Genomic DNA, 26,575 nt, shown 5'->3' with positions numbered 1-26,575 from the left:
AGATAATGTTTAAAATTATTAAATTTTTCATAGAATAAACCTATTAGATAACATTATATGGACTGTCCGCCGTCGACTAAAAAGTTAGACCCTGTCATGTAAGATGATTCATCGCCTGCTAAAAAGGTGATGAGACTGGCTACCTCGCCTGCCTCTCCCATTCTTGCTAAAGGAATGCTATTTACCAATTGCTTTTCCAGGTTGTCATCTAAACCAATTTTATTCATAATTTCTGTAGCAATAGGACCAGGGCTTACCGTATTTACCCGTATTCTGCGTGGTGCAAGCTCGAGGGCTGCAATTTTACCTACGGCATTCATAGCGGCCTTGCTTGCTGCATATACCGAAGCACTTTGAGGCGAAATGGTAGCAGATGTTGAGGATAATAAAATAACAGATGCATTATCGTTCAAGATCGGGATCAATTTACTCAGCGTAAAATATACTCCTTTGAAATTTACGTCCATTATCTCATCAAATATAACCTCTGACATCGCCTCTATGGATGCAAATTTGGTGATACCTGCATTGATGAGCAAAATATCAACTTTCCCAAAATCGGCTTTCAATACCTCTACCAGTTTGTCGATATCGTTCAAACTTGACTGGTCTGCCAACAGGCCTGTTACACCTAGGTTTTTTGCTGCATTTTCAATTGCCTCCTTTCTTCTGCCGGTGATAATTACTTTTGCACCTTTTTCACTTAGGGATTTTGCCGCAGCATAACCAATACCACTGTTGCCGCCCGTAATGACGGCAACCTTATTTTCCAAATTTTCCATTTTAATACTTTTATATATTATTGAATTTTACACCTGTCATTTCTTCACTCAATGTCCATAAGCGTTTAGCATTGTCCTTATCTACCGAATATTCTTTCACTCCATGTGATGTATTTTCATCAGAAGCCAGTACAGCCACATCGCAATCTTCGCAGTAGACGCCGCCAAGATCATTAAGCAACGGACTTGTGGCACACCAGATGGTAGTAGCAGCACCCTGTGGTATGGTCTTGAGCGAAGCGGCTACTTCAGGCAATATATTGCCATTTTCATCCAGAAATCCCATTTTCTGAAGTAATTCCAAGGATGCTTCTCTTCCCAGTTCGGTACCACCAATAGAACCCGGATGAAGGGAATAGCTACGGACATTTTGACCTTTGCCCCGCTCATCCAGTTCCATAGCAAATAAATTAGTGGCGGTTTTGGATTGTCCATAAGCCTGTAAAGTTTCGTACTCACGGTGCAGGAAATTGGGATCTTCGAAATCGAATGGTGCGAACTGATGCCCTTGAGATGAAACATTAATTACCCTTGCGCCGCCGGCCTTTTCCAGGGCAGGCCAAAGCTTTGCTGTCAAATGAAAATGTGCCAGATAGTTGGTCGCCAATTGCGATTCGATACCTCTGTTGTTTTTGCGGAGCGGTACCCACATAATACCGGCATTGTTGATCAGTGTATGCAACGGCCGCCCCGATGCAATGAAGGTTTCTGCGAATGTATCAATGGAAGCCGGATCCATTAAATCCATAGGTTCAATTTCTACATTGGCAATGCCTTCCAGATTTCGCTTAGCTTTGTCAGTATCCCGGGCAGGAACAATCACTGTTGCTCCAGCGCCAGCTAATGTTTTGGTCGTTTCCAGGCCGATGCCTGTATTACCGCCGGTAATGATGACGATTTTTCCGGTAAGATCAATATCCCTGATCACATCCTTACTTGTCGATTTTGCGTTGAAGCCAGAACCTATTGGTTGCTGCAGGGCTCCCTGATAATTGTTTTGTACCATTTTTTAATGATTAACTGTTGTTGATACAAAAGTAGAACAGAAATAGCGAGGCAGGTTTGTTCAAAAGGCCGAATCAACTTTGTTTAAAAGACCAACTTAATATAGACGCTCACAACATAACCCTTAAGATTTCAGGTTTTTTAACAATACTATTAGAATCCGGAAAAGCCATACTTCTCCGGATTCGATTTATTTTGTAATATCTGACAGAATTTTTATCTTGAAACTTATCTTTTTTCTGCCTGAATTTTAAGATTTTTCAGCCAGATCTGCAATGAATTTTCCAAGCCCTTCTGAAATGTATTGCTTAATAGGGATACCAGCCAGCCTTCCATACTTTCTTCCACTTTTACTGTTGTTTTTCCATCGTGTTCAATAAATGACCAATTGTGTATAGCAAATGCTCCGAAAGCTTTACCTGACCAACCGATTTTATGTTCCGGCTGTACGGTATGCAGGGTGGAATGAATGGTTAATCCACCACTTTTCCAGTCAAAAGTGCTTCCTTTTTTAAACACTCCATTCAGCTTAGTATCTTTAACATCACTATGCCAATCTTCCCAATGATCTATATCACTCATAATGTGATACACTTTTTGGGCAGAAGCATTTATTGTGATTTCCTGGTAGGTTTTTACAGGAGCCTTTTTATTGATAGATTCCGATACAGTATATGAAGTGAATGCTTCCAGACACATAATGGTTATGGCAAGTATCCCTATGATTAAAAGTAAACTATAAACTAACTTTTTCATTTTTTTATTATTTTTTGGATGGTTAAACTATTTGAAAAACTTTAAATGATCATGAACAAACTGCTCGAAGCCGATCGCTTGTTTTCCCGTTATATCATGCACGGTATTAAAAATTTCAGCGGCCTCCCCTCTTGCATAATGAGCATAATCTTCAATAAGCCCTCCGATCTGCCATTCCGGAAATCCGGCAACAGTTAATGCTCCTTGCATTTGTTCAGAATTTAAATCTACATATGAGATTTCTGCTTCCAGGATGCGGGAAAGTATTTCTGCCATTTGGAAATGGGTGAGAGACTCTTTTCCTGTTATGTTGTAAATTTTGTTTTCATGTCCGGTCTCTGTTAACACTTTCGCCGCGACTCCTGCGATATCCCGAATATCAACTGCACTAACAGCAGCATTTCCCAGTGAACCATAAAATTTCCCTTCGTATTTGATGGAATGTCCAAACGCTATAAGACCCTGCATAAATAAATTGGGACGTAAGAATGTATAATCCAATCCTAAGTCTTTGATGCGGTTTTCAACACTAGCATGATATCTAAGGAAACGTACCGGAGAAGTTTCGGCAGCAGCCAGCTGAGATAGCTTCACAATATGCTTTACACCGGCTTTATGTGCTGCATTGACAAAATTGAGTTGTAGCTCTTCAGCATACTCTGAAGAGTTGGTAAGCAAAAATGCTTTTTCAATTCCCTGGAGTGCCCGTGCAAGGCTGTCGCTATCCGATAAATCACCAACTACTATTTCAGCCTGTGGCCAACTGCCCATCAGGTCTCCCTGATCATTGTTTCGTACAAGTGCTCTAAAAGAGACATTCGTATTCACTAAATTTTTAACGAGTTGTGTGCCTACACTTCCCGTTGCTCCTGTAATTAGAAGATTTGTCTGTTTCATAAAAACTGTTTTTTAATACCTCAAAATTCGTCCTATCAAAGGACTTAAAATTGTAAGAAAACGAAGTTTCTCTTTTAGCTATCGGTTGGTTAAAAAACATGACGAAACCAATCAATGATAACATTAATGGGTTTATTGTTTCAGCAAAAAATTGGTGAGTGTGAGTTAATTTTTGGGATCACAGATGGATTCCTGAAATTTAAGGTATTTTGAAGGACTGAGATTAATATAAAATTTGAAGTCTTTAATAAGCTGGCTTTGATCGTAATAGCCACATCGATTGATGATATCAAACCAATCTATTTTACTGTTTTGGCAAGAAAGGGACTGGATCATCTGAATTGCTTTTAAAAAACGTTGATATCGATAAATCTCTTTGGAGGTATAGCCAAAATGTTTTTTGTGATTCACCTGCAGTGATCTTTCGGATAACCGGTTCATTTTTGAAATTTCCTTTATTGGGCTGAAGGTAGTCCGGTCAAAGCTAGCAATTTGTTTCGCGATACCATTGCGATCCCGTAAATAAGGTTTACAGAAATCCAGCACAGCCTTAACTCGATTTTCATTAGAATCGATCTTTTTCAGCTCAGACCAAAGTGTTGTAAAGCAATTTTGATGCAGTAATTCATCAGGGTGCATTGCTAAACCATCTATCAAATCCCTATTCCCAAAGAATCTGAAAAAAGCATCATCTTTAAAATTACAAACCAGGATCTCCGCTCCACCAGGCAGAATATAGTTAAAAGCATGCTTTATGGGGCCTAATACAATACATTTTTCAACCTCAATCTCCTCTTTATTCTTGGAAATAAAAGATGCGGGAATACCAAAACTGAAAATCATTATCGTTTGATATGAAGGTAATAGCGTTTTTTCTACAACTTCTTCAGACCTATTTTCTGCATAATAAAAATGCGAAAAAACATCTTCAAATTCTGCCGGAGCAGATATTCGGTAGCTACTATAATCTTCCATATTCCTGACTGTTGCCATTTAAATATTTAGCATTTTTAAAGTAAAACAAATTGAACTGGTTGTACTTCAACAGACGCTTAGCCTGAACAAATTTATTTAAAATTTTACGATTTTACAGAACAATAAAAAAGCCATTGATGAATTTTCCTCATCAACGGCAACGGCCACCGGGATATTAGTCCCAAGCCATAAAGCCTTCATAGGCAAAATAAATTAAAGCCAGGTAAAAACCATACTTAATCAATTTTTTAGTTACCTTATAGCTTTTAAACACTACTGGATGGTAAGCTGACTTGTCGAATCTGCTTTTTGTTGTCTGTTCCATTTCTGTCGTTTTTTATGGTTGTTATAAAATTGTTTTCAAATTGATAGTTAATAAAGAAAAAATCTCTCTCTTTTTCTACCGATTTATCAGAGACAATGGCATTGGTCATCAAAATATAGGTCTTACTTTTTATATTGTTTTTCAAGAATGCATGTGCTTTAACGATTGGTTCTCCATAAAGTTTTTTAAAAGTTCCGATAGTATACTCTGAGAAAATCCCATAATGTGCTACAAGTTTTAAAGACAGCCCCAGTTCGTATCCAATTACAGTTTCAATTTCCTTAAGTTTGATAGTAAAGTTCTTCAGCATTATTTCATACAGCTTTACAATTTTCTGCACAGAAGGCTTTTTACCAAATCTGTAGAATAATATGGCATCGCCTTCTATTTCTGATACGTTCATTCCGTATGTATTGGCTTGCAAAATTGCAGAAAGCAGTTCTCTGGTAATATAACGACCTGCTTCGATGCATATACTATTTACAAACTCTGTATAGCCACTAATATCAGGAATAATTACAAGTCCTTCTTCAATTCGGATATTCTTATTTTCTGACAAGTATTGTTCGTATAAATATTTCATGATGATCCATTTTTATCTTCTTTCTGAGACAAATTTAGATACATCAAGAGAGCAGAAATTGTAAGAAAACGAAATAACGAAGAGTTTATTCGTTGACAGTGCAGAATCTACTGCATTTATAAATTACGTCAGACGGACAGATTGACAAAACTTAATTTTTTTTTATAAATTTGATATCAATTCAGGTTTAGCGTTTTTGCACATTTTCCCACGCGAACGCCTGGCTCCGAACCTTTAGCGCTCATTGTAAAAAGATAACTCATTCAAATTTAAAATCATGACAAACGACAATAAACATTTAAAAGACTTTGAAAATTTTATGCAAATAAGACTTAAAGTCTCGAAAGATTTTGTAGAGGGAAAATTTGAACCTTTAGAGAAGATATCTGTAAAAAACTCTCCTGCAACAATTTTCCCGCCACAAGGAATCTGTATTCAAGGTGCCAGCGAAGTGAATACTTTCAATAAAAAAGGTTCGGAAAATTTTCTGCCCGGTGCCAAAAATGAATTTGAGGTCATGCATCAGAATGCAGATGAGCATTTGGCATACTGGACAGGCATTCAACGTTCGACAGTGAAAATGAAAGGACAAGACAACGACGTTATATTTAATTTAAGAGTGACAGAGATATTTCGAAAAGAAAATAACGAATGGAAATTAATGCATCGTCATGCAGATAAGCTAACAGAATAATAAAAGGCAATGATAGTTTTTGTTTCTTCAAAATCGTAAAGAAATAATACAACACTATATTGAAGTATTGTGAGTAGCCTAATTATGACTGGTGCATTTATATAGTAATCTCTTAATTTATATTAACTCCGATTCTGACGCATCTCAATTCATCTGAATGCAAAAGCTTATGAGGCGATTATTCTTCCTACTTACTCTTTAAGGAAGATAGACAGTTCTTGTACGTATCTATCAAAGCTTCTGCTACAATTTTAGGGTCCTGTTGGTGTATTCCATGGCTGTAACGTGGCAGCAAGATAAGCCGGCTGCTGCTGTTATTTTTTATCATCTCTGCATAATGTTTTATTCTTAATTCATCCAACTCCTTCCACCAAGGGATTAAATTGATTCCTAATTTCAGATTTTCGTTCATTTCTGTTTCATAATGTTCAATATGCTTGTTGTATGAAATCATTACGGTTACAGGAACGTCCTTAAGAGGTGGTAAGGATTTGTATCTTTTAAAGAATTCCGGTGAACTTTCTTTCAGTTCTCTCTGTGCCTCATTTCGAAAGCCATCCGATGTTGAGGTATCACTGATAATGTTTTTAAGATTTAACACAAATAATTCCCTATAGCCTGTAGAGCTTGATGTATTAATTTTAACTTTATTGTCTTCGCCTTCTGTAAGCATAAAATCTGTCGGATCAATGAAAAATAGACCGCAAATTTCATTTGGATACATTGAGGCATACAAACGTATAAACGGTCCGCCTATAGAGTGTCCTACTAATAGATAAGGCGGACTAATTTTTAAAGCTGCTAACATATCATGAAGTCTTCTGACAACATCTTCATCTTTTTTTATGGAAGTATCAATTTCTGACTCTCCAATTCCATTTCGGTCATAAACTATCCCTGCAAATTTTTTTTGGATGAAAGGAAATAAACTTTCATAACCTCCACCTCCTGAACCGAGACCACTTTCAAAGATTACCATTGGCTCATTAGCTTTTCTTTCATCAAGTCCAAAAATTTTATATGCAATTTGCTTATTGTTAATCGATACAAATTTTCTTTCAGAAGTCTGTGAAAAAACTAATGTTATTGAAAAAAAATATATAAATAAAGATATTATTATGGATTTCATCTTTTTTGATTGGGTATAATTGTCAGGTCTTAAAATTACGGTTGACTTAAACACACAGTGTATATTCTGAACATTTTAAACAATATTAGTGAATTTCTATGTGACTATATATTTTAATGTACTTTAAGGCTGAGTTTTATCAAAATATCTTTTGCAGATCTTTAGTTTCACCACAAATTCGGCCGCATTTGGGGAAAGACTGTATTTTCCTGAAAGGATTCACTGGAATTTATAAATTCAAAGATTGTGCTGCCGGTGAAGATCTGAGGGATTTCCCATTGAATCTCGGTTCCTTTATTTTTCAGGAATTACAGAACTCCTGCTGCTTTCTCTGTAATAACCCGGAGTTACACCCGTCCATTTTTTAAAAAATTTTGAAAAATTGGAGGGATCATATGTAAAAAGCAAGGCAATTTTGGCTATGGAATTTGACGAAGTGGTAAGCATTTGTTTCGCCCTGTCTATGATCTTTTGGTCATAAAAATGACATGGATGATTTCCTAACTCCGACTGTACGACATCTGTCAGGTGCTTATGTGATATGGCAAGATCTGAAGCAATCTTGTTGATCTCCATGAATTCCGGCGTTTCTCCTGCTATAACATCTTCAATATGTTTGTCAAGAAAGTTTAAAAAATTATTACAAATCTCTTCGTTCCGTCTCATGTATTAGTATTAAAAAATTATTCTCTTAAACTTAAAAACTTAGTAAATGCTTAAGGATAAAGATCGGAAAAATTTTCTATCCATTTTTAATTTATTGACATTGAATATAGAATAGCTCAAAATGAAGCTTTCAGGTTTTCCGAAAAGTTCACCATGTAAATATAATTTTCAATCATCACATTTGTATGATAACATTTTAAATAATTATATGATGTCAACACACAACGTAAAAGGAAAAGTGGTTTTAATCGCGGGTGGCGGTAAGAACCTTGGTGGATTATTAAGTAAGGATTTCGCTGCAAAAGGCGCAAAGTTAGCAATACATTACAACAGTGAAAGCTCTAAAGAGGAAAGCGAAAAAACTTTAGCAGAAGTTCAGGCTTTAGGAGCCGAGGCATTTTTATTTCAGGGTGATCTTACAAAGGTGGATAATCTGAGCAGATTCTTTGATGAAGCTATAGCCAGATTCGGAGGTATTGATATTGCCATCAACACTGTGGGAATGGTATTAAAAAAGCCTTTCACAGAAACCACCGAAGATGAATATGATAAGATGTTCAATATCAATTCAAAATCAGCTTACTTCTTCTTGCAGGAAGCCGGAAAGAAACTGAATGACAATGGGAAGATCTGTACGATCGTCACCTCATTATTAGCGGCTTATACGGGATTATACTCCACATATGCCGGAGCTAAAGCCCCTGTTGAGCACTTTACAAGAGCTGCTTCTAAAGAATTCGGTTCAAGAGGAATTTCTGTAACAGCAGTTGCCCCGGGCCCGATGGATACTCCATTTTTCTACGGCCAGGAAACTGATGATGCGGTAGCTTATCACAAGTCGGCATCTGCATTGGGCGGACTGACAAATATCGAAGACATTGCTCCATTAGTAGAGTTTTTGGTAACTGATGGCTGGTGGATTACAGGACAAACAATTTTTGCCAACGGAGGTTACACCACAAGATAACAGACCCGAAACTTAAAATCATAAACGAACAAAATCAAATAATATAATTAGAAAACGAAGCCTACTTTCACAAGAAAAAAGTTCTGTGTTTTATTTCGAACTACGGAATGGAAGTCGGATTTTTTGCTGAAATATAACCACAACCCGATGAAAAATGAGAAGGATGCTGCAGAGCATCCTTCTTTGTTCTGCGTAAAACTGATCTCATCTGCTGTACACTTGTATATGGTTGGGAAAGTGCAGATCACAGTCTTAAATCAATTAACCAAACGGCAAATAAGAAAAAGCATCCAATATAAAAAAGTACCACATTTCTTCCGATGGCAGAAAATTTGTAATCATATCAACAAAAACATCGTATGAACAATGTAGTAAAAATAGCGTTAGCCCTAGCCGCGGGAAGTTCTTTACTTTATGTGGGCCTGCGAAGAAAAAACAAAAAGAAAGAAGTATTTCTTGCCCCTGACGGAAATACCTATCAGGAAGATGAAATTTATCGTACTTACGACAATAAACTGTTTAAGAATGGTAAAGAGTTTCATTTTCATACTCCAAAATTAGATGATCACTCAGATACATCAGGCACCGTTTACGGTATGGTGGATAAGAATGTTCATTTAAAGCATCAGACGGTCAAAAAAAATGTTGCCTATCATCATAAAGGGATAAGGCATCAATAATTTTTACTTATAACTAACCACAAAAAATATTATTATGAGAAGTTTATTATGGCTTGTTGCAGTAATCTGCATCATTGTATGGCTATTAGGAATGTTGGGAATTATCCCCGGCATGGACACCGGAAGTTTAATCCATACTCTTCTGGTTATCGCTGTTATCGTTATTCTGATCAATTTATTTACAGGACGGAAACCACTGAATTAAAACAAGACAAAACCACTAAAAGGATGCTGATCAGCATCCTTTTTCACTTGTTTATCATTCCATGGGATATGTATTCTGCCCTTCAGAAAATAATTTCACCAAGCGGCAAGTATTCAGTAATAGAGCTTATGAAGTCTAGAAAATAGAATCTTCTGTGGCTGTTGTAAATTCTTCCAGGAATTTCATTCCCCTGTAAGAGTTTCCTTTAGGATTTAATTTTGGACTCCATACAGAAACAATGTATTGTTTGGGCATTACAGCCACAATTCCTCCACCTACACCACTTTTTCCCGGTAAACCAACACGGAAAGAGAATTCTCCGGACTCGTCATAAAACCCGCAGGTCTGCATAATAGCATTGACTCTTTTGGTTTGACTGTTTGATAAAATTTCCTGATGATCAAATAAATTTTTTCCTTTATTGGCTAAAAATGAGAAAGTTTTGCTCAGTTCCAGGCAGGTCATTTCTATTGAACAGATATGAACATATAAATCCAATACTTCATCAGGTGAATGATGTATATTTCCTAAAGATTTTAAAAAATTCGTTAACGCGGCGTTCCTGTAAGCAGTTGTAAACTCACTTTTTGCAATCTTTTCTGAATATTGAATTACATTATTTCCGGATACTTTCCGTATAAAATTTAAAAAATATTCTTTCGGATGATCGCAGATACCAATTAATATATCGCAAACAACTAATGCCCCGGAATTAATGAACGGATTTCTGGGAATTCCTTTGTCAGATTCTAACTGTAATAACGAGTTGAAAGGAGTTCCTGATGGTTCCACATCAACTCTTTCCCAGATTTTTTCTCCAATTTCCCCATAGACCAAAGCTAAAAGTAAAACTTTTGAAATACTTTGGATGGAAAATTTTTCCTGATAATCTCCAAATCCAAATTGAAGCTGATCCATTAACAATATTGAGACTCCAAACTTTTCACCATCTATTTTTGATAATTCAGGAATGTAGCTGGCTGTTTCCCCTACATTTTCTTCATGAATAACTTTTTGATAGATCCGGTTAATTATTTCAAAATATTCTTTTTCTCTGGAAAGCATAGGATTTTCTCTACATTATTAAGGATTGGAATTTATTTTAACTGCAGGGCGCAAAGTTAAGAGACTTTTAAGTATAGAGCCGCATGGTCCTGAATAAATTTTTAGAGCATAAAAAATCAGTGTTCATTTTCAAATATGAAAGCTTTAAATCCATGTATCGCTAAATCCTGAGGCTAAAAGATGACTGAAATTGCTTCGAAATTTCTCACATTTTTTGAGAACAGCATAATTTTTGACGTTCTTATGTTTTAAAAGAGATTAAAAAATTTTGATATAAATTCAGATGAAACCAGAAAAATATGCAGCAATAGAAGCTATTGAAATACTATCAATTATTGGTTTATAAAAGATCCTAATTACTAATCATAAATTTATTACTATGTCATTATTTTCAAACGATTTGAGCAAAGAGCCGGTATTTGACGGCATTGGTTACGAACCGTCATTCTTTTCAAGAAAAGCGATGGTATCTTCAAAAACAGATTACAGCAAAAATTCTTATAGCGATGGCAATACGGATCCAACAAAAAAGATTCTGGTTGTCTGTACCGAAGAACGTTATATGACAATGAAAAATGGCAAGAAATTTTCTACAGGCAATCATCCGGTAGAAACACTTGTCCCGATCCTCCACTTTGAAGAAGCCGGATATGAGGTTGAATTTTGTACACCAACGGGAAACTCCGTAAAAATGGAAATGTGGGCGATGCCCTATGAAGATGAGAATATTGGTAAGATTCTCGAAAAATACAATTCACAATTGGCCAATCCAAAGAGTCTGAAAGACTTTGTTGCCAGCCATATGACATCCGATGCTGAGTATGTTGCTGTTTTTATTCCCGGAGGACATGGTGCAATGCTGGGATTACCGGAAAATGGAGATCTTAAAAAACTCATCCAATGGGTGGTTGCCGAAGATAAATATCTGCTGGCCATCTGCCACGGCCCGGCAGCGCTGCTGAGTGCGGCATCTAATGGCAGTGAGGCAGATTTTCCTTATAAAGGATATAAAATCAATTCATTTCCTGATGAAATGGACCTTACTTTGCCGGAAAGCGATTATCAGCCTGGAGAAATGCCCTGGTTTTACGGGGAAAAGCTTAAAGAACTGGGCGTAGAAATTTTAAATAAGAAAATTGCAGGAGATTGCCATGTTGACAGAAAACTGATTACGGGAGACAGTCCACTGGCAGCCGATCAATTCGGCAAAATCTGTGTAAAGGAGATTCTTGCCAGTGAAAAATCAAAATTGAAATAAGTGCAGATTTGCTTACTTATAACAACTCATTTAGACGAGCAGAACCTTTTTTATTGGAAATTTTAAACCACAAAAGTCACAAAAGTTTTTTATTTTCAAAAGTTTTATATCCTGAAAATATTAAGTACACATAAACCTACTGTTAAACTATTAAAATATAAACGGCATCTTTTGAAGATGCCGTTTAAACGATTTACTTTTTTACATTATAAGGCGTAAAACGGTCCCATTCCCACGGTGTAAAGGTATCGCCGATCAACTTTTCCAGCAATTCCTTAAATATCCGTTCACCATTTCCGCTGTTACACATGATGACGATAGCTATTCCTTTCTGAGGGAAACTGATACTGTAATTACGCCAGCAGTCATCATGACCGCCTTTAAAAAATGCAGTTCCGTAAGGTGTATTGATGATACCCCAGCCTAAGCCGTAGGACAGTTTAATTTTATCATCACGGTCCGTAGTTTCATCGAGCATGGTTGGAAATTCGTAGAGTGAGCGGATGCGGATCTGTGGCTTTAACATTTCCTTAAAGGTCTTAGTGCTCAGCCCTTCACGACGCATGACATAGGAAATAAAGCGAGAATGGTCACTTATGGTAGTAAGCATCGATCCAGCTCCCACAGCCCTCCGCGAACGGACTTTACCCCCGGCGATCCCGTCTTCATCATAACCAATGGCAGAGTTTGCTTCAAATTCAGCCTGCCAAAGATAACTGGTTCTGTTCATTTTAGCCGGCAAAAACAGTTCCTCATGGGCTATCTTTTCCAGATCTTTTCCCAGATATACTTCCTCAATGCGCTGCAGCAGCTTAAAACCTTCACCGGAATAAGCATAGCGGCTTCCCGGCTCAAAATATAAGCGGTTTACCAGCGTTGTATCCCGTATTCCGGTCTTCACATTCATCCACCAAACATTCGGCAGACCTGTGGTGTGGCTTAGGCACATTCTTGGGGTAATCTTCTTCCAACGTTCATCTTTTTCGAGTTCCTCATAGTTCCCATACTCTCTCAGCGGCTTTTTTAAGTAGTAAACCAAAGGTTTATCCAGGTCAATGAGACCCTTCTCCACCAGCCTCATATTTATATAGGCAAAAACAGCCTTACTGAAAGAAGCTCCATACATCACTGTGCTTGTGTCCAGCGGGATGTTCTTCTCTTTATCTTTAAAACCATAGGCTTTTTGGTAAGCTACCCGGTTATTGTTGATTACAGCAAGCCCCAGCCCTTCCACCTTTGCCGCTGCCATCAGGTGTTTAACCGTATTGTCAATTTGTGAAACGGACAATGAAGATCCATCGAGACGTTTTATAGAACCGGTTTGTCCTAAACCTGCCACGCTTTTTACGCACATTAGCAATATTATAAGTGCTTTAAAGTAAACGGACTGCTTTTGTAAATGAAGTTTTTTCATATTTATAAATTTTAATATTTATGCCTATTAGTTTTTTATTTTTTTGCGGCCAACATGATATGGGGGCTGAAACACAGCAGCTCCCGATCGTGTTCTGTTAATTGAATCAATTCCAGAAGTTTATTTCTTTTCGTCATTTCTGCCCAGCTTTCAAAAAAATTACCGTCCAGCCAGGCAATTCCTTCCACAGGCAATAAATCAAGCTGTTCAAATCCCGCCATTTCAAACTCCTCAATGAAGTCAGAGGGCCGGTGACAGAAACCTTTCGGAAGCATTAACGGATAATTTACCGGAGGGAAGTGATCACCGGACTGTAGTTCACTAATGCACATGGCAAAGAGCTCTTGATCATGAATAAGCCCACTTTGCAGAGTCGCTATTGCGGATGCCGAATGAGTTATAGCGAATCCCAGAAGAATACCCCCTCTTTTTAATATTCTTTTAGCTTCTTTAAGTACAGCCAAACGTTCGTCCAGCTGTTGTAAATGATAGAGAGGTCCATGAAGAAGAACCAGCTCCTGGCTCGAGTCTGCTAAAGGTATTTTACGGGCCTCCCCTTGTAGACATGTGAACTGAAAACCCTGCGTTGAGCGTCTTTTTGCCTGTTCAATGTGCTTTTTTACAGGGTCAATTAAAGTTACGCTATGCCCCATTCCCGCCAGCCACTGCGCATAATGGCCGGGGCCTCCGCCCACATCTGCAATGTGAATTGATTGATTGAGGTAACGTTTGATCAATATTTTAGTGCGTTCAAATTCTAACGGACCTAAGCCTATGGAAAGTCTATTTTCTTCTTGCCTTTTAGTATAAAAGCTATCGATTGAAGGATCTATAAGATTCATATTGTTTCATTAAAGTTAATACAGAGTTTGTTGACCGGTCCTGGAAAAGGCTGGCAATAATGACGTCGAATACGTCTGATAATATTTAAGAAACAATTTTGATACTGTAAATATAAAAATTTTAAGTGTATGGAAATCTTTATGTTATAATATTTTTTTATGTGAACTGCTTAGTGGAAAAAAATAATATATACCGATGAAAGTAATGGAAATTCGTTTTTCACAAGGATGTATCAAAAATCTATTGGACTAAATCCGGCTCATGAAACGGGAAAACAAATCCTGTTGAAAATTGAAAAGAAATAAACAATAAAACAGAAGATACAGAAAAAAACAGTCCTTGATGTAATAAAACATACTTTTGAATCGTCTTTATATTGAAATAGATAACCAGAAACAAAAATGAAAAAACTACCTCTCATCCTAATGCTGTCTTTAACCCTGAATATTTTTGCACAAAATGTCAAGGATAAAATAAAATCATTTGAAGACAACCTGCTCAGTTGGGATAAATCGAAAACCAAAAAATGGACTTTAAAAGACAGGATGGCTTTCTACAATATGAATGCGGTAAGCATCGCAGTCATTAAAAATTATAAAGTAGAATGGAGTAAAGCTTACGGTTATGCAGATGTTGCTGAAAACAGACCTGCGACTGTTCAAACATTATTTCAGGCTGCATCTGTCAGTAAATCCATTAATAGTTTAGGACAATTAAAATTGGTTGAACAGGGAAAATTAAGTTTGGATGATGACATCAATAATCATTTGAAAAGCTGGAAATTCCCGTACGATTCGCTTTCAAAAGGAAAAAAAATCTCTATTGCGAACCTTTTGAGCCATAAAGCAGGCTTGTCTGTTCACGGTTTCGGAGGCTATAAAAAAGGAAAGGAGCTCCCTACAATAATCCAAATTCTCGACGGACAAAAACCCGCCAATTCTCCAGCAGTTCGGTCTGCGTTTGAGCCTGACCTTAAATTCCAGTATTCGGGTGGAGGAACAACCATTTCACAGCTAATCCTTGAAAACACAACAGGAGAAAAGTATGAAGATTATATGCTGAAAAATGTTTTGATGCCATTAGGAATGAATGAAAGTTCTTATAACCAACCTCCCTCTCCAGATAAAGAAAAATTGCTGGCAACAGCTTATAACAACGGAAAAGAGGTACAAGGAAAATATCATGTCTATCCCGAAAAAGCGGCAGCCGGTTTATGGACCAATCCCAATGATCTGGCAAAATATATCATTGAAACACAATTGTCATTACTGGGAAAATCAAATAAAATCCTGTCCAAAGAAATGTCGGTAAAAAGAATTGAGAATAACTACGGTGTATTTCTGAATGATTTCAAAGGCACAAAATATTTCGGACATAGTGGCGGAAATGAAGGGTTTGTATGCTACTATATTGGAAGCGTTGAAGATGGAAACGGTTTAGCAGTGATGACTAACGGTAATAATTTTAAGTTGATAGAAGAAATCCTTTTAAGCATTGCCAGTCTGAACCAATGGAAAAACTACCCTATCGAACCACAAAAGGAATCTATTGGCTTAACCATCCGAAAAGAATGCCTGAAAAATATCGATAAGGGAATTGCACTATACAAAGACCTTAAGAAAAATAAGCCTAATGACTACAATTTCTCCAACGAAAATGAATTGAATGAACTTGGTTATGAATTTCTAAGAGATAATCAATTAGATGCAGCGCTGAAGATTTTTGATTTAAATGTCTATGAATTTCCAAAATCAGGAAATGTCTATGACAGTCGGGGCGAAGCTTATTTTAATAAAAAAGAATACGAATTATCAAAAAGCGATTATCAGAAATCATTAGAATTGGACCCAGCCAATCATAATGCAAAGGAAATGATTTTGAAGATCAATCAAATTTTTTCCACCAAAAATTAAATTGAATTTTTGAGTGATCCTGTTTTTTAAAATAATCCTGTCGGGGTTAAAAAGCGGCAAATATCTAAGATATTTGCCGCTTTTTATTGCTCCATTTTTTCAACCTGCGAAAAGAATTTTGGATCAGGCAACACCCTTATTATCTGAAACTGTAGAAAACTGCTATTTCAGAGCCTTAATCAAATTTGATCACCCTTTATTTTCAGATCATGAACTAAAGCTACTCTGAGCAGGATTTTCAGGTCAATCGTAGTTTTACTACAATTTTGAAGATTTAAGAAAATTTTACATTTAATAGTCAATTTTTATCTAACTTAGGTGACATAATATAAAAAAACCGCACAAAATATTATGAAAAACACCTCAAATTCTGATAAAGTTTCAGAAAACCACATTTCAGGGATTAACCGTGTGGTCAAACTGGACATTGTGGTTGAGGGCAAGGCTGTCAATCACTTTAAGCACTTTCGTCTACAACAGAGTGCAAGAAGGCATCATGATTTTGAACTGGTACTAGCTCATGACTCTCTGGGCGAGGCCCAAAATCATAACCTTGAACAGGCCCAAAAGTTTTTAGGAAAAAGAATCACCATTGTTTTTAAATATAAAGATGCTGAAACCGAAAGCCCCGAAAGAACATTTGTGGGCCTCATTACCAAAGTGGCATTCAGCCAGGAAAAAATGAGCCTGGGAAATATTATTTTAAAAGGCAAGAGTCCCACTATTTTGATGGATTCTGCTCCACATACCCAAAGTTTCGGAGGAAGCCAGGAGGTGAATACCAATATTATTGCCAACCGGATTATCAAGGAGACATTAGGATCAAATAAATTTGATTTCAGGATAGACACCCAAAACAAAAGTTACATCAGTTACAGTTCACAATATAACGAAACCCATTACAATTACCTTACAAGAATTGCAGAAGCCTACGGAGAACAGTTTTATTATGACGGCGAAATTCTTCATTTCGGTAAGCTCCCCTCTTCAGAAAAACCTATCCTGCTGGTGTATGGAAGCAATGTAAATGATGTGAATGTTGAGCTGAAAGCCGTTCACACCAAACCGGAATACTTTGGTTATAACAGCAGCAGCCATACTAAAATGTCGGGTGCTGATGATCGTATACAGCATTTGGGAGAATTATCCTCCAAAGCCTATGAACTGAATGACGCTATTTTCACAACCCGGTCATTGACGCCTACTCCCATCAATGCCAATATGTTCCGTGATGTGGATGATTCCCAAAAAAGCGCAAGAGGAAGTAAAGCAGTAGAAGTCTTTACCGTTTCAGGGCAAACCACAGTTCCATTTCTGTATATTGGCTGTGTTGCAGATTTAGCCATGCGAAAGACCGGCAGCAATGAAACCTCACATTTTACAACGCTTATGATTACAGAGGTAAGTCACGAAGTTGATGCAAGAGGCTATTATACAGGAAGCTTTGAGGCCATTGCTGAAGGCACTGGTTTTATGCCAAAACCTGATTTTGAAATGCCTAAAGCTGAACCGCAGGTGGCCACTGTTATATCCAATGTAGATCCACTGAACCAGGGCAGAATACAGGTCCGGTTTGACTGGCAGGTAAATGATACCACCCACTTTATCCGGATGATGAGCCCTGATGCAGGGGGAACAGATGCCATAACCCAAAACAGAGGTTTTGTAGCTGTTCCTGAAATTGGCGATCAGGTCATGGTGGGATTTGAATACCATAACCCCGATTTTCCGTTTGCCATGGGTGGAATGTTTCACGGCAAGGTAGGCTTGGGCGGTGGCGTGGACAATCATTTGAAATCTATACAGACGAGAAGCGGTATTAAGGTGCTAATGAATGATGCCGAAAAAAGTGTAACCATTAAAGATCCAAGTGGAAATACTTATTTCATGGATGGTCAGGGTAACATTCATGTTACTGCACCAAAGAATATGACCTTTACGGCAGGGGAAGATATGCATATTTCTGTGGGAAGGAATATGACCACCAAGATTGGGAAGGACAGCACCATGCATATTGGAAATGACCATACCGAATCCATTACAAAGAGATACACCCAAACATCTGAAAATAAAAGTGTTACTGTTAAGAAAGATCAGACAGAAAGCACAGGCAATACCTTTAAAAGTATTTCCGGAGAAGCCGATATACAGACCTCTAAAGGCGATTTAAAACTGAGAGGAACATCATTAGCTGTATTCCAGGGAGGAAAAGACGTTAAAGTAAGTAAAGGCTAAATCTATGATGAGATGAAAGTAAATTTTCATTGGTTGCCTACGAATGTGACTCCAGCCTTAACCATTGAAAGCAATCCAAAATATTAATAAATGGAAGATCAGAATACTTCAGCGCATGATCAAAAACTTTCTGAAAAAAGAGCAGAAAAACAAAAAAAATCCAACGAAGATTCTCCTTCAGAAAAGAGGGAAATGGTATTGCATGGAGCCAAGTTGAAGTGTCCCTATGCTCAGGCGCCCGGAGAACTGAAAGTGACCTCTAATGAAATAAACCTTCAGGATAAGATATTTGCAACAGAAGGTGATGGAAACAATATGGTAAACCTTCAGTTTAAAGGAACCTGCGGACACCCGAAATGGCCTGCCAGAAATATGTCTCCCCCACCCTGTATGAGCGTTATAAAATTAACACCCTGGCAAAACCTGGGAACCTCTATTATACAGGAACAAACTGTTTTGGTAAAAGAATCCTATATCAATTGTGATCCTGAGTTCAATGCAGCCACTGCAACACCGATTCCGCAGGCAGCAAGCATAAAAAGTGAAATTCAAAACAATGAAATTCCTAAAATTATTGATGCCTACTTTGTGAAATGGATTTCTGAGAAAGGCACTCCTGTTGAAAAGGAAGAGGAAGTCTACAACAAAAAACTGGGTAAAAAAGTTACTGTTAAAAAGAAAGTAAAGAGCACGAAAATATCTACAGAAAGAATATCAGAACGGGGATTAAGCTATCAGGTTGCTTTAATTGTTGAAACTGAAGGGCTTTCTGGAAAAAAAGTCAAGGTTAAGATCAAAAGCGGTAAAAATAAAGTTTTAACAGATGTTGATACTGAGCTGAGTTTAATTGATCTAAAAGAGGTAGAAAAAGTGACAGATGCTGCGAAATATGCAAGTATAAAAGCAAAAAGTGAATTTGAAATTGATGTTGATAATTTTGCAAATGATCCGACAATAGAGAATGCAGGCCAGTTCAAAAACAAAGCAGTGCTCAGGCTAATGCTCAATCAGCGTGCTGATGATTTATCATTTGATTTGGCAAAACTCATAGCCGCAAGTCCTGACAAAGAAGCATCGGTATATATTGAAGTGACTTCTGATGATCCAAAGACCGAATATCTTGGTAAAGAAGGTAAAAGTAATTTAAAAAACACCTTTTTAAATGGAACCTATTTTAAAATAAAATATTTTGAACAGCCATGGATTGTTAAAGCCCGTGAAGAACAGGAGCTTGGCGTTTCAGAAACAACGCACTGTAAAAAAATAATAGATGAATATCATGCCATCAACCGACAGAATAAACCAACTGCCTGCGCCAATACCGACAACAGCTCCTGGTGTGCCTCATTTGTGGGCTGGTGTTTAAAAAACAGCGGATATTCTGCCCAATTAGATCCTGGTGCCTATTCATACGGACATGAAGAAACCAGATACAGAGCAGGATTTAAGAAAAATGCAACCGATAAAAAAGGTCTGGAAAAAGAAGAATTTAGTGAGCCGATATGGGGAAAACTTATAGCGGGCAACCAACCTTTACTAGGCTCAATATGTGTTTTATTAAATAAGCATCATGTAAGCATGGCTGTTGGAAAGAGCAGTGACGGTAAAACAATATATTATCTTGGAGGAAATCAGGGAAACAAAGTCTGTGTGGGAACTTTCGGGCAAAGAACCTCTTCCATATACCCCGTAGAATATACCAGAAAATCTGAAGATGATGAATTACCTATTTATTATACCAAAAATGAAAAGCTTAGTTACTAGTTTCATATTATTGTTCTTTATTCCTGTTTGCGGACAAAAGCAGGTTAATGATACTTTGAAAAGGTATTATCAGGATTCATTGATCATACATAAAAACTTTAAAAACGGAGCTGTATCCAATAAGCTTACAGTAAAAGTAATTAATCCCTGCAACTCTGAAAAAGAGAGATTTGACGGAGCGGTAACCATTATCAGTGCTACTGTTAAAACTAAAAACTATAGCGATAGTGTAGTTTACAATTATCCATATGCACAATCCGGTTTAATCAATTTAAAAACAGATAATATATCTAATCATAACATCAATAAGCATCAGGCGGTTTTCATACCCTTTACCTATTGTGGGAATTGGGATAACGATACAAAAGTCTCCTACATTATATTTTATAACCATAAAAAATATCTGTATCATATAAAATACTATTGTGGAGAAGATGGCAAATGTAAACTAAATGATAATCTGAATATTATATTAAAAGATCTACCCTCAACATTAAGATTAAAAGTTAGTAAAGACTTGGAAACAAAATATAATAGCTCAAATGATTTTCAATAAGCTCAAAATAAAATGGTATGAGTGAAGTACAAGAAAAAGATGATTATTCTGTAAACCCCAATCAGAAAGTTTATGATCTCCCCCACCAGGTAGATCATGAAGTGAATGTGGTAAAAATATATTTTGCGAAACAAGTTCCTAAAATGACCTGGGAAACCAAAGAAGAAACTTATACTGTTAAAAGTGGAGGTCTGGTATCGGACGTCAAAAAGAAGTACGAAAAAAAAGGAAGAAGGAACCTGAAGGCAGATCAGGAAGATTCTGTAAAATTAAAGGCAAAAGAATCGGTAAAAATCACTTGGGAAGAAGAAGTACAGGCAAAAAAAGCTGATGGCAGTCCTGATTTTGATTTTGAAAGAATAAACAGCACCACCATTAAAAAGAAAGTATGGGTAGTAGCCAATTGTGAAGGAGCAACCGGAAAGCTGTCTGTTGAGATCCATGAAAATAAACTGAAAAATACAGAAAACGTATATGAAAATCCTGTCAAGTTTTTAGATGGCGAGGAAGAAAAAAACAAAATAGAATTCACTATCAACGGCACACTGGTATATGCAAAAGAAATAACGATGCGTCCCAAAAGTGATGAAGATTTGAAGAAATTAATAGATAAACTGAATAAGAGAGAGGACTTAAATGCCTTTTTATATTTCAAAGCTGAAGTAACGGGGACAGAAGATGAAGTGAAATTTCCGGATGATACGCATGAGTTTTTAAACAAAGACGGCGAAAGGTTTGAGATCAGATATTGTAATTGCGGAAAGAATTATGATATTACCTGTACCCGGTATAGTGGGAAATATGGGCCAGCCTACTGGGGATCGAAAAAACTTGAAAATTATTCCGATTGGGATACATTGATTGAGGAAAAGAAGATTACAGCTGAAGAAAAAGCTATTTTGGTGGGAATGTCCGAAAATGAAGGTAAATTAGATTCTGTTCAATCCTATGACTGGGACCTTTCAGGTGAACAGATGATATTAACGGCAGGAGCCATGCAGAAAACAGTAGATCATACCGGAAAGGGTGAATTCACTACACAGGTTGAAGAATTTAAAGCTCAGCATCCTGAAAAATATGACGAATTATTTGCATCATGCGGCTGGACGGTGGACTCCGGGATTTTATACTATAAAGACCCGGCAGATCCTAAAGCGGAGAAAATTACAGGAAATACATTATCAAATAAAATCAGAGAAAACTGTAAAGAATCTTTATTTGGAAAAACAGTAGAATGTAAGCCTCTGCAACCGATCGTAAATGCCGTTATTGATAAAGTATTCCAGGAAAAACAAGTGCTGGATTTTATTAAAAGATTGAAAGAAGTGGTACTTCCTTTAACTCCTACAGGCTATTCATATAAATTGTCGGATTATTTAAAATCAAAATTAGGCAAAGCAACTGTATTGGATCATCATATTAACAGACCGGGATACGTACAAGACGATTTCGGCTCTGCATTAGGCCGTTTTTTTGCAAAAAAAGATGCTAACACAGCCAAAGAAAATAAAACCAGAAAAGAAGGTGAAAAACTAGAAAAAATATCAAGAAATCCTGGTGAATGGGGAGATATGCACAGCAAATACGAGCAGGAAATTCTTGATGATTACGGAAATAAAAGAAGAGGTACCGATATGGATAAACGCTATGAAAAAATGGAAAAAAACGCAAACTTAACATCATGAAAAAATTGACATCCTTTCTAATAATTCTAATCATTTTTATTACCTGTGGAAACGTTGTTTCCCAAAAACATCATGATGCACAGAATAAAACGGTAAAGAAAGATACCATAATCGCTTTAAATGATACCTTATCATTGTATTATGCTTCTTACAACAGCCCTATGAAACTATGGTATAATCTCCATATTATTAATAAAAAGAAAAAAATAAAAGTAGGTAAAGGAAGCGAATTTAAAGGTACCGGAAGTGAGCTCTTTTCTTCACTGTCCCCTAATGCAAAATATGTGGTAGTGGACGGCATTATCAAAGAATACGTGCATGAAAGTGATAAAGACAGTACCCTGCATGAAAACTACACGTGTGCGATTATTGATATAAAAAAAGCAAAAATAATTAAACAGATGCAGCAGGACTGCGATGGGTCGTGGAACAAAAAAAGCCAATGGGTTTCCTCTGGTGGAAAGGTAATTTTTAAGTAAATAATGGTTAAATGGGCAGCTATAAGTTGTAAAATGAGCGAAAAATTATGGAGCCAGTGTTTCCCTTAGATATTAAATTAAACCTTTTCGAAGGAAAGAAATTTTACCGCTATACCTATAATGAATACACCACCATCAATGGAAAAACTCACAGAAGCGAGCTTAACAAAAATTGTCATGTTGCGCTGAAGCGTTTGGAAAAAGAAAGGTTTGAATACCATATCGAAATTTTTGACAGAGTTCACAGAGATAAGCAACTATCACTGTCTGAAAAAGATTTTTTAGCCAGAATTGCAGAGATCAATGACGATGTAGTGCTTATAACGGATGACCATGGAAATTTGAAAAATGTACATGGTTTGCCAGCTCTTCAGGATAGAGCGGAAAAAACGGTAGAAAAGCTCTCCAGATCGTATGTTGGCCAACAGGCAGAAGATTCGTATCAGTTTTTAAAAGCATTTTACCAACAGGAAAGTTTGGTGGGTAAAGATTTTTTAAAGAATATTCATTTTGGAATGATCCTCCATAAATTTTATGGAAGGTATGAGAAGGAAAATCAGGTAAAGTATAGTGTACGTTACCGTAATTTTATGACCAATACCGTAATAGATATAGAAGAGCATGTACAAACGGAGGCCATGCGTTGTGATGATGAACTACTGCTGTTACAGTATACCGGAAATATCCCTTCGGATAAAAATTGGGAAATGTTTTACGGAGAAATGAAAAGAAAGGAAATAGCTTATCATCATGAAACAGATTTCCCAAAACTGGACAAATATAAAGGGCAGATTTTATTAGATTTTAAAACCAAAGAAGTTTTGGAGCATAAACTTACCATAGAATTTTCCCTGGGAGAAAACTACCAAAAGAAAATCATCTATCATATAAAAGAAATAAGCTATGAAGAACTGTAAAAATACAGGATGGATTGAAGAACTGAAGGACCAGCCGGATGAAAAATCCGGTAAAGGATTATACCATACCGGTTTTGTGTTTTTATCATTTGGAGAGCTGAGCCTTAAGTCATTTACGGAAAATAACATCCCGGATAATCCTCGTCAGGAAATATCAAAAGCTCCCGTATTAAAAAAATAATCTTACAATGGCGACACGTATTACAATAACAGATTCCGGGCAAACACAGACCTTAAATGGGCCATTGGCTCCGGATACTCCTGATGATTCATTACAGCGTATCACTGAAGTGTATTTTGCCAAGAAAACGACAACAGATAACGGAACAAGAGTCAGTTTCACAAAAATTGACTCTGCCCATGTTCAGCAGGATCATGATAATCAAAATATCCCCTACGACTCCATATTGGGAAAAACAGTGTATCTGGTTATAGAAACCACCAATATGACAGACTTGAGCATAGATGCCGTGATAAGGCCTTCAGCAGGTACCATGACAGAAAATACAGATCCATTACAGTTAATGCGTTTTGTATCTCCTGACCGGTATGAGGCGCAGAGGCTGTTCACCGTACAGGTAGGAAATTTTGATGCCCTTAACAACAGAGATGGCAGCCATGATCATTACACTAATTTACGGGCTGACCATATCAACAAAGCCATTATTAAGCTGCAGCTCAGGCCTGATGGAAGAGCCACTTTTGATGACTGGACAAGAAGACTCGCAGATGGCAGTATTAATTTGGAGGTCGCAGTAGAAAGAACAGACAATAATCCTTGTGCCTATAGAGATGGGCAGGAAGAGGTAAACGGAGCCGGTATTTTCCTGAATGATGACACCGGAAGATTCAGAGTGGTGAATAGAAATATCTATACCATTCATCATGGCAGCAATACGTACAATACTTTACAGGTGATCAGTACAAATCCGGAAAGAAGAAGAAGGATTCAGAAGGTTCTGAATAACCATTCCACTGAAATTATCTTTTTCTATTACGACCAAAACGACAATGAACACAGGATCTGTGCCAGAACTAAAGAAACTGTAACCAGAAAAAGAAGAGTCAACACCATTCCACCGCTGGCCCAAAGAGGGAATCTTCTGGATACCATAGATTTCACAGCGAACAGAGCTGCCGGAGAACAGATAGATGCCCATCAGCTATTGGTGTATGCTAACGGAACTCTTGGTGATGGAGCCACCGACAAATGGTACGCCAATCTACCGGGAAATGTAGAGTTGGTCGATATGGATATTTTAGCCAATAACGGTGTGGGACCACAGATTTTTGAAGCTTTCAATTATAATCAAAATGGAGTTATCATCCGGTATGGATTTCAGCATACCCGAAGAAGAAGCATCCAGCCTGATTTATTTGCAGGTTTCTTAGGAGCATTGGCACAATTCAGACAGGAAGGACACAATCATTATATCGTATCTCAGGGGTTTTCTTACTCAGATGCGTCGTGCTATCCCAGCGCAGAACACGTGAACGGAGAAGCAGGAGACCTGAATTTATTAACGGCCCAGCAAAATGGAGTCAATACGATCCTTACGGCCGCTAATTTTGATTATGACAACCAGGTCATTCTCCGGAATATTCTTTTTGATTTTGGATTTGGATCAGGCCGGTCAGAGAATTTCTCCAACACCTCAAATGCCAGTACGGCAGACAATGCCAGTACACGGTTGCCTCATACCACGCATACCGCTACCCCAAGACATAATAACCATTTGCATGTTCACGGTTTCACCCCAATATTAGATATATATGCCTAAAATTAATATCGCCTGTTTTGCTGTTCTGTTTTTCCTTTTTTCCTGCTACAGTAAGGCTCAAACAGAAAATAAGCCCATAAGCACAGCATCTCGTTCCACAGATCAAGGATCAGTTTTCTTTAACACAAATAAAGCTGATTGCATTCCTCTGCCATTTGGATATCAAGATATTTCAAAACGGATAACCGTAGATTCCATTCTTTCTGCCATACAGGATGAAAATAAATTAAAGGAAATCAATGCATTACAATTTGACAAAGTAATAAAAAAAGATCTTATACAGCTTCCTGAAGAATATGATGTTTTCCTGCCATTCAGCACTACTGTCAATGAAAAATATGACCGGATTAAAATAGCCTCTCGTTTTCTGTGTTACGGAGACTATTCACTGTACTTTATGGCGGTCTATAATACTATTCGTTATGCCGAACCGTTTATTGAAAAAATGTATTTAATGTCAACAAAGGACGGCAAGCCTGTCGATATAAAAAGAATCTATCTCAATCATCAGGGAGAAATGGGATTTGCCCACTATACCCTGTTTAATATCGATAAAGATTATATCATTTCTCTACAGGATTATGAATTGACTGAAAATCCTTTTAAACTAAAGCCCTCAAGTAAATACCAGATTCTGCCCTCCGGAAAATTTGCCGGATACTATGATAAGGATGGCCCTTATAAAAATGATGAAGAACAGGGCATGGTAAAAAACCACCACAAAGAAGGAAAATGGATAGAAACCAAACCAAACGGATCTATAGATTTACAAAAATACCCTGAATTTACAGATCCCTATACTTATCTGGAAGCGGAGTATAAAAATGGTTTACCTGTTGGAACATGGAAATTTTACAAATTACTGCAAAAATATAATGAAGAAACAGGAGAACCTCTTTTCAATACAAGAAAAAAAGGACAATTGATCTATACTGAAATGTATAGAGACGGGGGTTTAGAAAAGCGGGAATTTCATTAAAGCAATGGAAGGCTTCAAAAGG

The 26,575-nt window shown here is 37.1% G+C and carries 26 protein-coding genes; 15 read left to right on the top strand and 11 right to left on the bottom strand.

The window, feature by feature from the left end:
• Positions 1–53: 53 nt before the first annotated feature.
• From AC4IFE_RS02675 to AC4IFE_RS02650, 6 genes are all read right to left on the bottom strand, one after another.
• On the bottom strand, positions 54–782 hold the full coding sequence (locus tag AC4IFE_RS02675; RefSeq protein WP_490754662.1) for an SDR family oxidoreductase: 729 nt from the start codon (positions 780–782) through the stop codon (positions 54–56).
• Between the two features lie 10 nt (positions 783–792).
• The gene (locus AC4IFE_RS02670; protein WP_490754660.1) at positions 793–1,788 is read right to left on the bottom strand and encodes an SDR family NAD(P)-dependent oxidoreductase; all 996 of its coding nucleotides are present in this window, start codon (positions 1,786–1,788) and stop codon (positions 793–795) included.
• A 227-nt stretch (positions 1,789–2,015) separates the two neighbouring features.
• Positions 2,016–2,543, bottom strand: coding sequence for an SRPBCC family protein (locus tag AC4IFE_RS02665; RefSeq protein WP_490754659.1), 528 nt, complete (start codon positions 2,541–2,543; stop codon positions 2,016–2,018).
• Between the two features lie 27 nt (positions 2,544–2,570).
• Complete coding sequence (locus tag AC4IFE_RS02660; protein ID WP_490754658.1) at positions 2,571–3,440, bottom strand: SDR family oxidoreductase; 870 nt, start codon at positions 3,438–3,440, stop codon at positions 2,571–2,573.
• A 165-nt stretch (positions 3,441–3,605) separates the two neighbouring features.
• A complete protein-coding gene (locus AC4IFE_RS02655; protein ID WP_490754656.1) occupies positions 3,606–4,433 on the bottom strand; it encodes an AraC family transcriptional regulator in 828 nt (275 codons plus the stop codon).
• A 248-nt stretch (positions 4,434–4,681) separates the two neighbouring features.
• A complete protein-coding gene (locus AC4IFE_RS02650; protein ID WP_490754654.1) occupies positions 4,682–5,323 on the bottom strand; it encodes a DUF2652 domain-containing protein in 642 nt (213 codons plus the stop codon).
• A 277-nt stretch (positions 5,324–5,600) separates the two neighbouring features.
• Here AC4IFE_RS02650 and AC4IFE_RS02645 point away from each other — a divergent pair, with 277 nt between their 5' ends.
• On the top strand, positions 5,601–6,017 hold the full coding sequence (locus AC4IFE_RS02645) for a nuclear transport factor 2 family protein (protein ID WP_490754652.1): 417 nt from the start codon (positions 5,601–5,603) through the stop codon (positions 6,015–6,017).
• A 187-nt stretch (positions 6,018–6,204) separates the two neighbouring features.
• Here the strand turns inward: AC4IFE_RS02645 and AC4IFE_RS02640 are convergent, their stop codons facing one another.
• On the bottom strand, positions 6,205–7,146 hold the full coding sequence (locus AC4IFE_RS02640) for an alpha/beta fold hydrolase (protein WP_490754651.1): 942 nt from the start codon (positions 7,144–7,146) through the stop codon (positions 6,205–6,207).
• A gap of 294 nt (positions 7,147–7,440) precedes the next feature.
• Entirely contained in the window at positions 7,441–7,812 is a 372-nt protein-coding gene (locus tag AC4IFE_RS02635) for a helix-turn-helix domain-containing protein (RefSeq protein ID WP_490754649.1), read from the bottom strand.
• A 211-nt stretch (positions 7,813–8,023) separates the two neighbouring features.
• Between AC4IFE_RS02635 and AC4IFE_RS02630 the strand changes: the two genes are divergently transcribed.
• The 3 genes from AC4IFE_RS02630 to AC4IFE_RS02620 all read left to right on the top strand — a co-directional run bounded on the left by AC4IFE_RS02630 (position 8,024) and on the right by AC4IFE_RS02620 (position 9,664).
• Positions 8,024–8,779 carry an SDR family oxidoreductase gene (locus AC4IFE_RS02630; protein ID WP_490754798.1) on the top strand — a complete coding sequence of 252 codons (756 nt, stop codon included), beginning with the start codon at positions 8,024–8,026 and terminating at the stop codon, positions 8,777–8,779.
• A 359-nt stretch (positions 8,780–9,138) separates the two neighbouring features.
• Positions 9,139–9,459 (top strand): hypothetical protein, encoded by a 321-nt coding sequence (locus tag AC4IFE_RS02625; RefSeq protein WP_490754648.1) that lies wholly within the window; start codon positions 9,139–9,141, stop codon positions 9,457–9,459.
• Between the two features lie 34 nt (positions 9,460–9,493).
• Positions 9,494–9,664 carry a lmo0937 family membrane protein gene (locus AC4IFE_RS02620; RefSeq protein ID WP_490754646.1) on the top strand — a complete coding sequence of 57 codons (171 nt, stop codon included), beginning with the start codon at positions 9,494–9,496 and terminating at the stop codon, positions 9,662–9,664.
• 135 nt (positions 9,665–9,799) lie between these two features.
• Here AC4IFE_RS02620 and AC4IFE_RS02615 read toward each other — a convergent pair whose 3' ends face one another.
• Entirely contained in the window at positions 9,800–10,729 is a 930-nt protein-coding gene (locus AC4IFE_RS02615; RefSeq protein ID WP_490754644.1) for a glutaminase, read from the bottom strand.
• 379 nt (positions 10,730–11,108) lie between these two features.
• On the opposite strand from AC4IFE_RS02615, the gene AC4IFE_RS02610 reads away from it, so the two are divergent.
• Positions 11,109–11,987 (top strand): DJ-1/PfpI family protein, encoded by an 879-nt coding sequence (locus tag AC4IFE_RS02610; protein ID WP_490754643.1) that lies wholly within the window; start codon positions 11,109–11,111, stop codon positions 11,985–11,987.
• A gap of 193 nt (positions 11,988–12,180) precedes the next feature.
• Here AC4IFE_RS02610 and AC4IFE_RS02605 read toward each other — a convergent pair whose 3' ends face one another.
• Both AC4IFE_RS02605 and AC4IFE_RS02600 read right to left on the bottom strand, forming a co-directional pair.
• The gene (locus AC4IFE_RS02605) at positions 12,181–13,401 is read right to left on the bottom strand and encodes a serine hydrolase domain-containing protein (RefSeq protein WP_490754641.1); all 1,221 of its coding nucleotides are present in this window, start codon (positions 13,399–13,401) and stop codon (positions 12,181–12,183) included.
• Between the two features lie 35 nt (positions 13,402–13,436).
• Positions 13,437–14,243: a class I SAM-dependent methyltransferase gene (locus tag AC4IFE_RS02600; protein WP_490754640.1), complete on the bottom strand. Its 807-nt coding sequence runs from the start codon at positions 14,241–14,243 to the stop codon at positions 13,437–13,439.
• 402 nt (positions 14,244–14,645) lie between these two features.
• Between AC4IFE_RS02600 and AC4IFE_RS02595 the strand changes: the two genes are divergently transcribed.
• From AC4IFE_RS02595 to AC4IFE_RS02550, 10 genes are all read left to right on the top strand, one after another.
• Entirely contained in the window at positions 14,646–16,157 is a 1,512-nt protein-coding gene (locus AC4IFE_RS02595) for a serine hydrolase domain-containing protein (protein WP_490754638.1), read from the top strand.
• A gap of 351 nt (positions 16,158–16,508) precedes the next feature.
• On the top strand, positions 16,509–18,392 hold the full coding sequence (locus AC4IFE_RS02590; protein WP_490754637.1) for a type VI secretion system Vgr family protein: 1,884 nt from the start codon (positions 16,509–16,511) through the stop codon (positions 18,390–18,392).
• Between the two features lie 90 nt (positions 18,393–18,482).
• Positions 18,483–20,156 carry a PAAR-like protein gene (locus AC4IFE_RS02585; protein ID WP_490754636.1) on the top strand — a complete coding sequence of 558 codons (1,674 nt, stop codon included), beginning with the start codon at positions 18,483–18,485 and terminating at the stop codon, positions 20,154–20,156.
• Positions 20,137–20,712, top strand: a complete 576-nt coding sequence (locus tag AC4IFE_RS02580; RefSeq protein WP_490754635.1) for a hypothetical protein — start codon at positions 20,137–20,139, stop codon at positions 20,710–20,712. Before AC4IFE_RS02585 ends, AC4IFE_RS02580 begins: the two co-directional genes overlap by 20 nt.
• Before the next feature lie 17 nt (positions 20,713–20,729).
• Positions 20,730–22,397: a hypothetical protein gene (locus AC4IFE_RS02575; protein WP_490754633.1), complete on the top strand. Its 1,668-nt coding sequence runs from the start codon at positions 20,730–20,732 to the stop codon at positions 22,395–22,397.
• On the top strand, positions 22,394–22,876 hold the full coding sequence (locus AC4IFE_RS02570; protein WP_490754631.1) for a hypothetical protein: 483 nt from the start codon (positions 22,394–22,396) through the stop codon (positions 22,874–22,876). Before AC4IFE_RS02575 ends, AC4IFE_RS02570 begins: the two co-directional genes overlap by 4 nt.
• 47 nt (positions 22,877–22,923) lie before the next feature.
• Positions 22,924–23,793, top strand: coding sequence for a hypothetical protein (locus AC4IFE_RS02565; RefSeq protein WP_490754630.1), 870 nt, complete (start codon positions 22,924–22,926; stop codon positions 23,791–23,793).
• Complete coding sequence (locus AC4IFE_RS02560) at positions 23,780–23,974, top strand: hypothetical protein (RefSeq protein ID WP_490754628.1); 195 nt, start codon at positions 23,780–23,782, stop codon at positions 23,972–23,974. Before AC4IFE_RS02565 ends, AC4IFE_RS02560 begins: the two co-directional genes overlap by 14 nt.
• A 7-nt stretch (positions 23,975–23,981) precedes the next feature.
• On the top strand, positions 23,982–25,574 hold the full coding sequence (locus tag AC4IFE_RS02555) for a hypothetical protein (RefSeq protein WP_490754627.1): 1,593 nt from the start codon (positions 23,982–23,984) through the stop codon (positions 25,572–25,574).
• Positions 25,567–26,553: a hypothetical protein gene (locus AC4IFE_RS02550; RefSeq protein ID WP_490754625.1), complete on the top strand. Its 987-nt coding sequence runs from the start codon at positions 25,567–25,569 to the stop codon at positions 26,551–26,553. Before AC4IFE_RS02555 ends, AC4IFE_RS02550 begins: the two co-directional genes overlap by 8 nt.
• Positions 26,554–26,575 lie beyond the last annotated feature (22 nt).

This window comes from Chryseobacterium sp. UF-81 (genome assembly GCF_058245105.1).
Note: the sequence above shows the minus strand (reverse complement) of the source record. Positions and strands in the feature narration are given on the sequence as shown.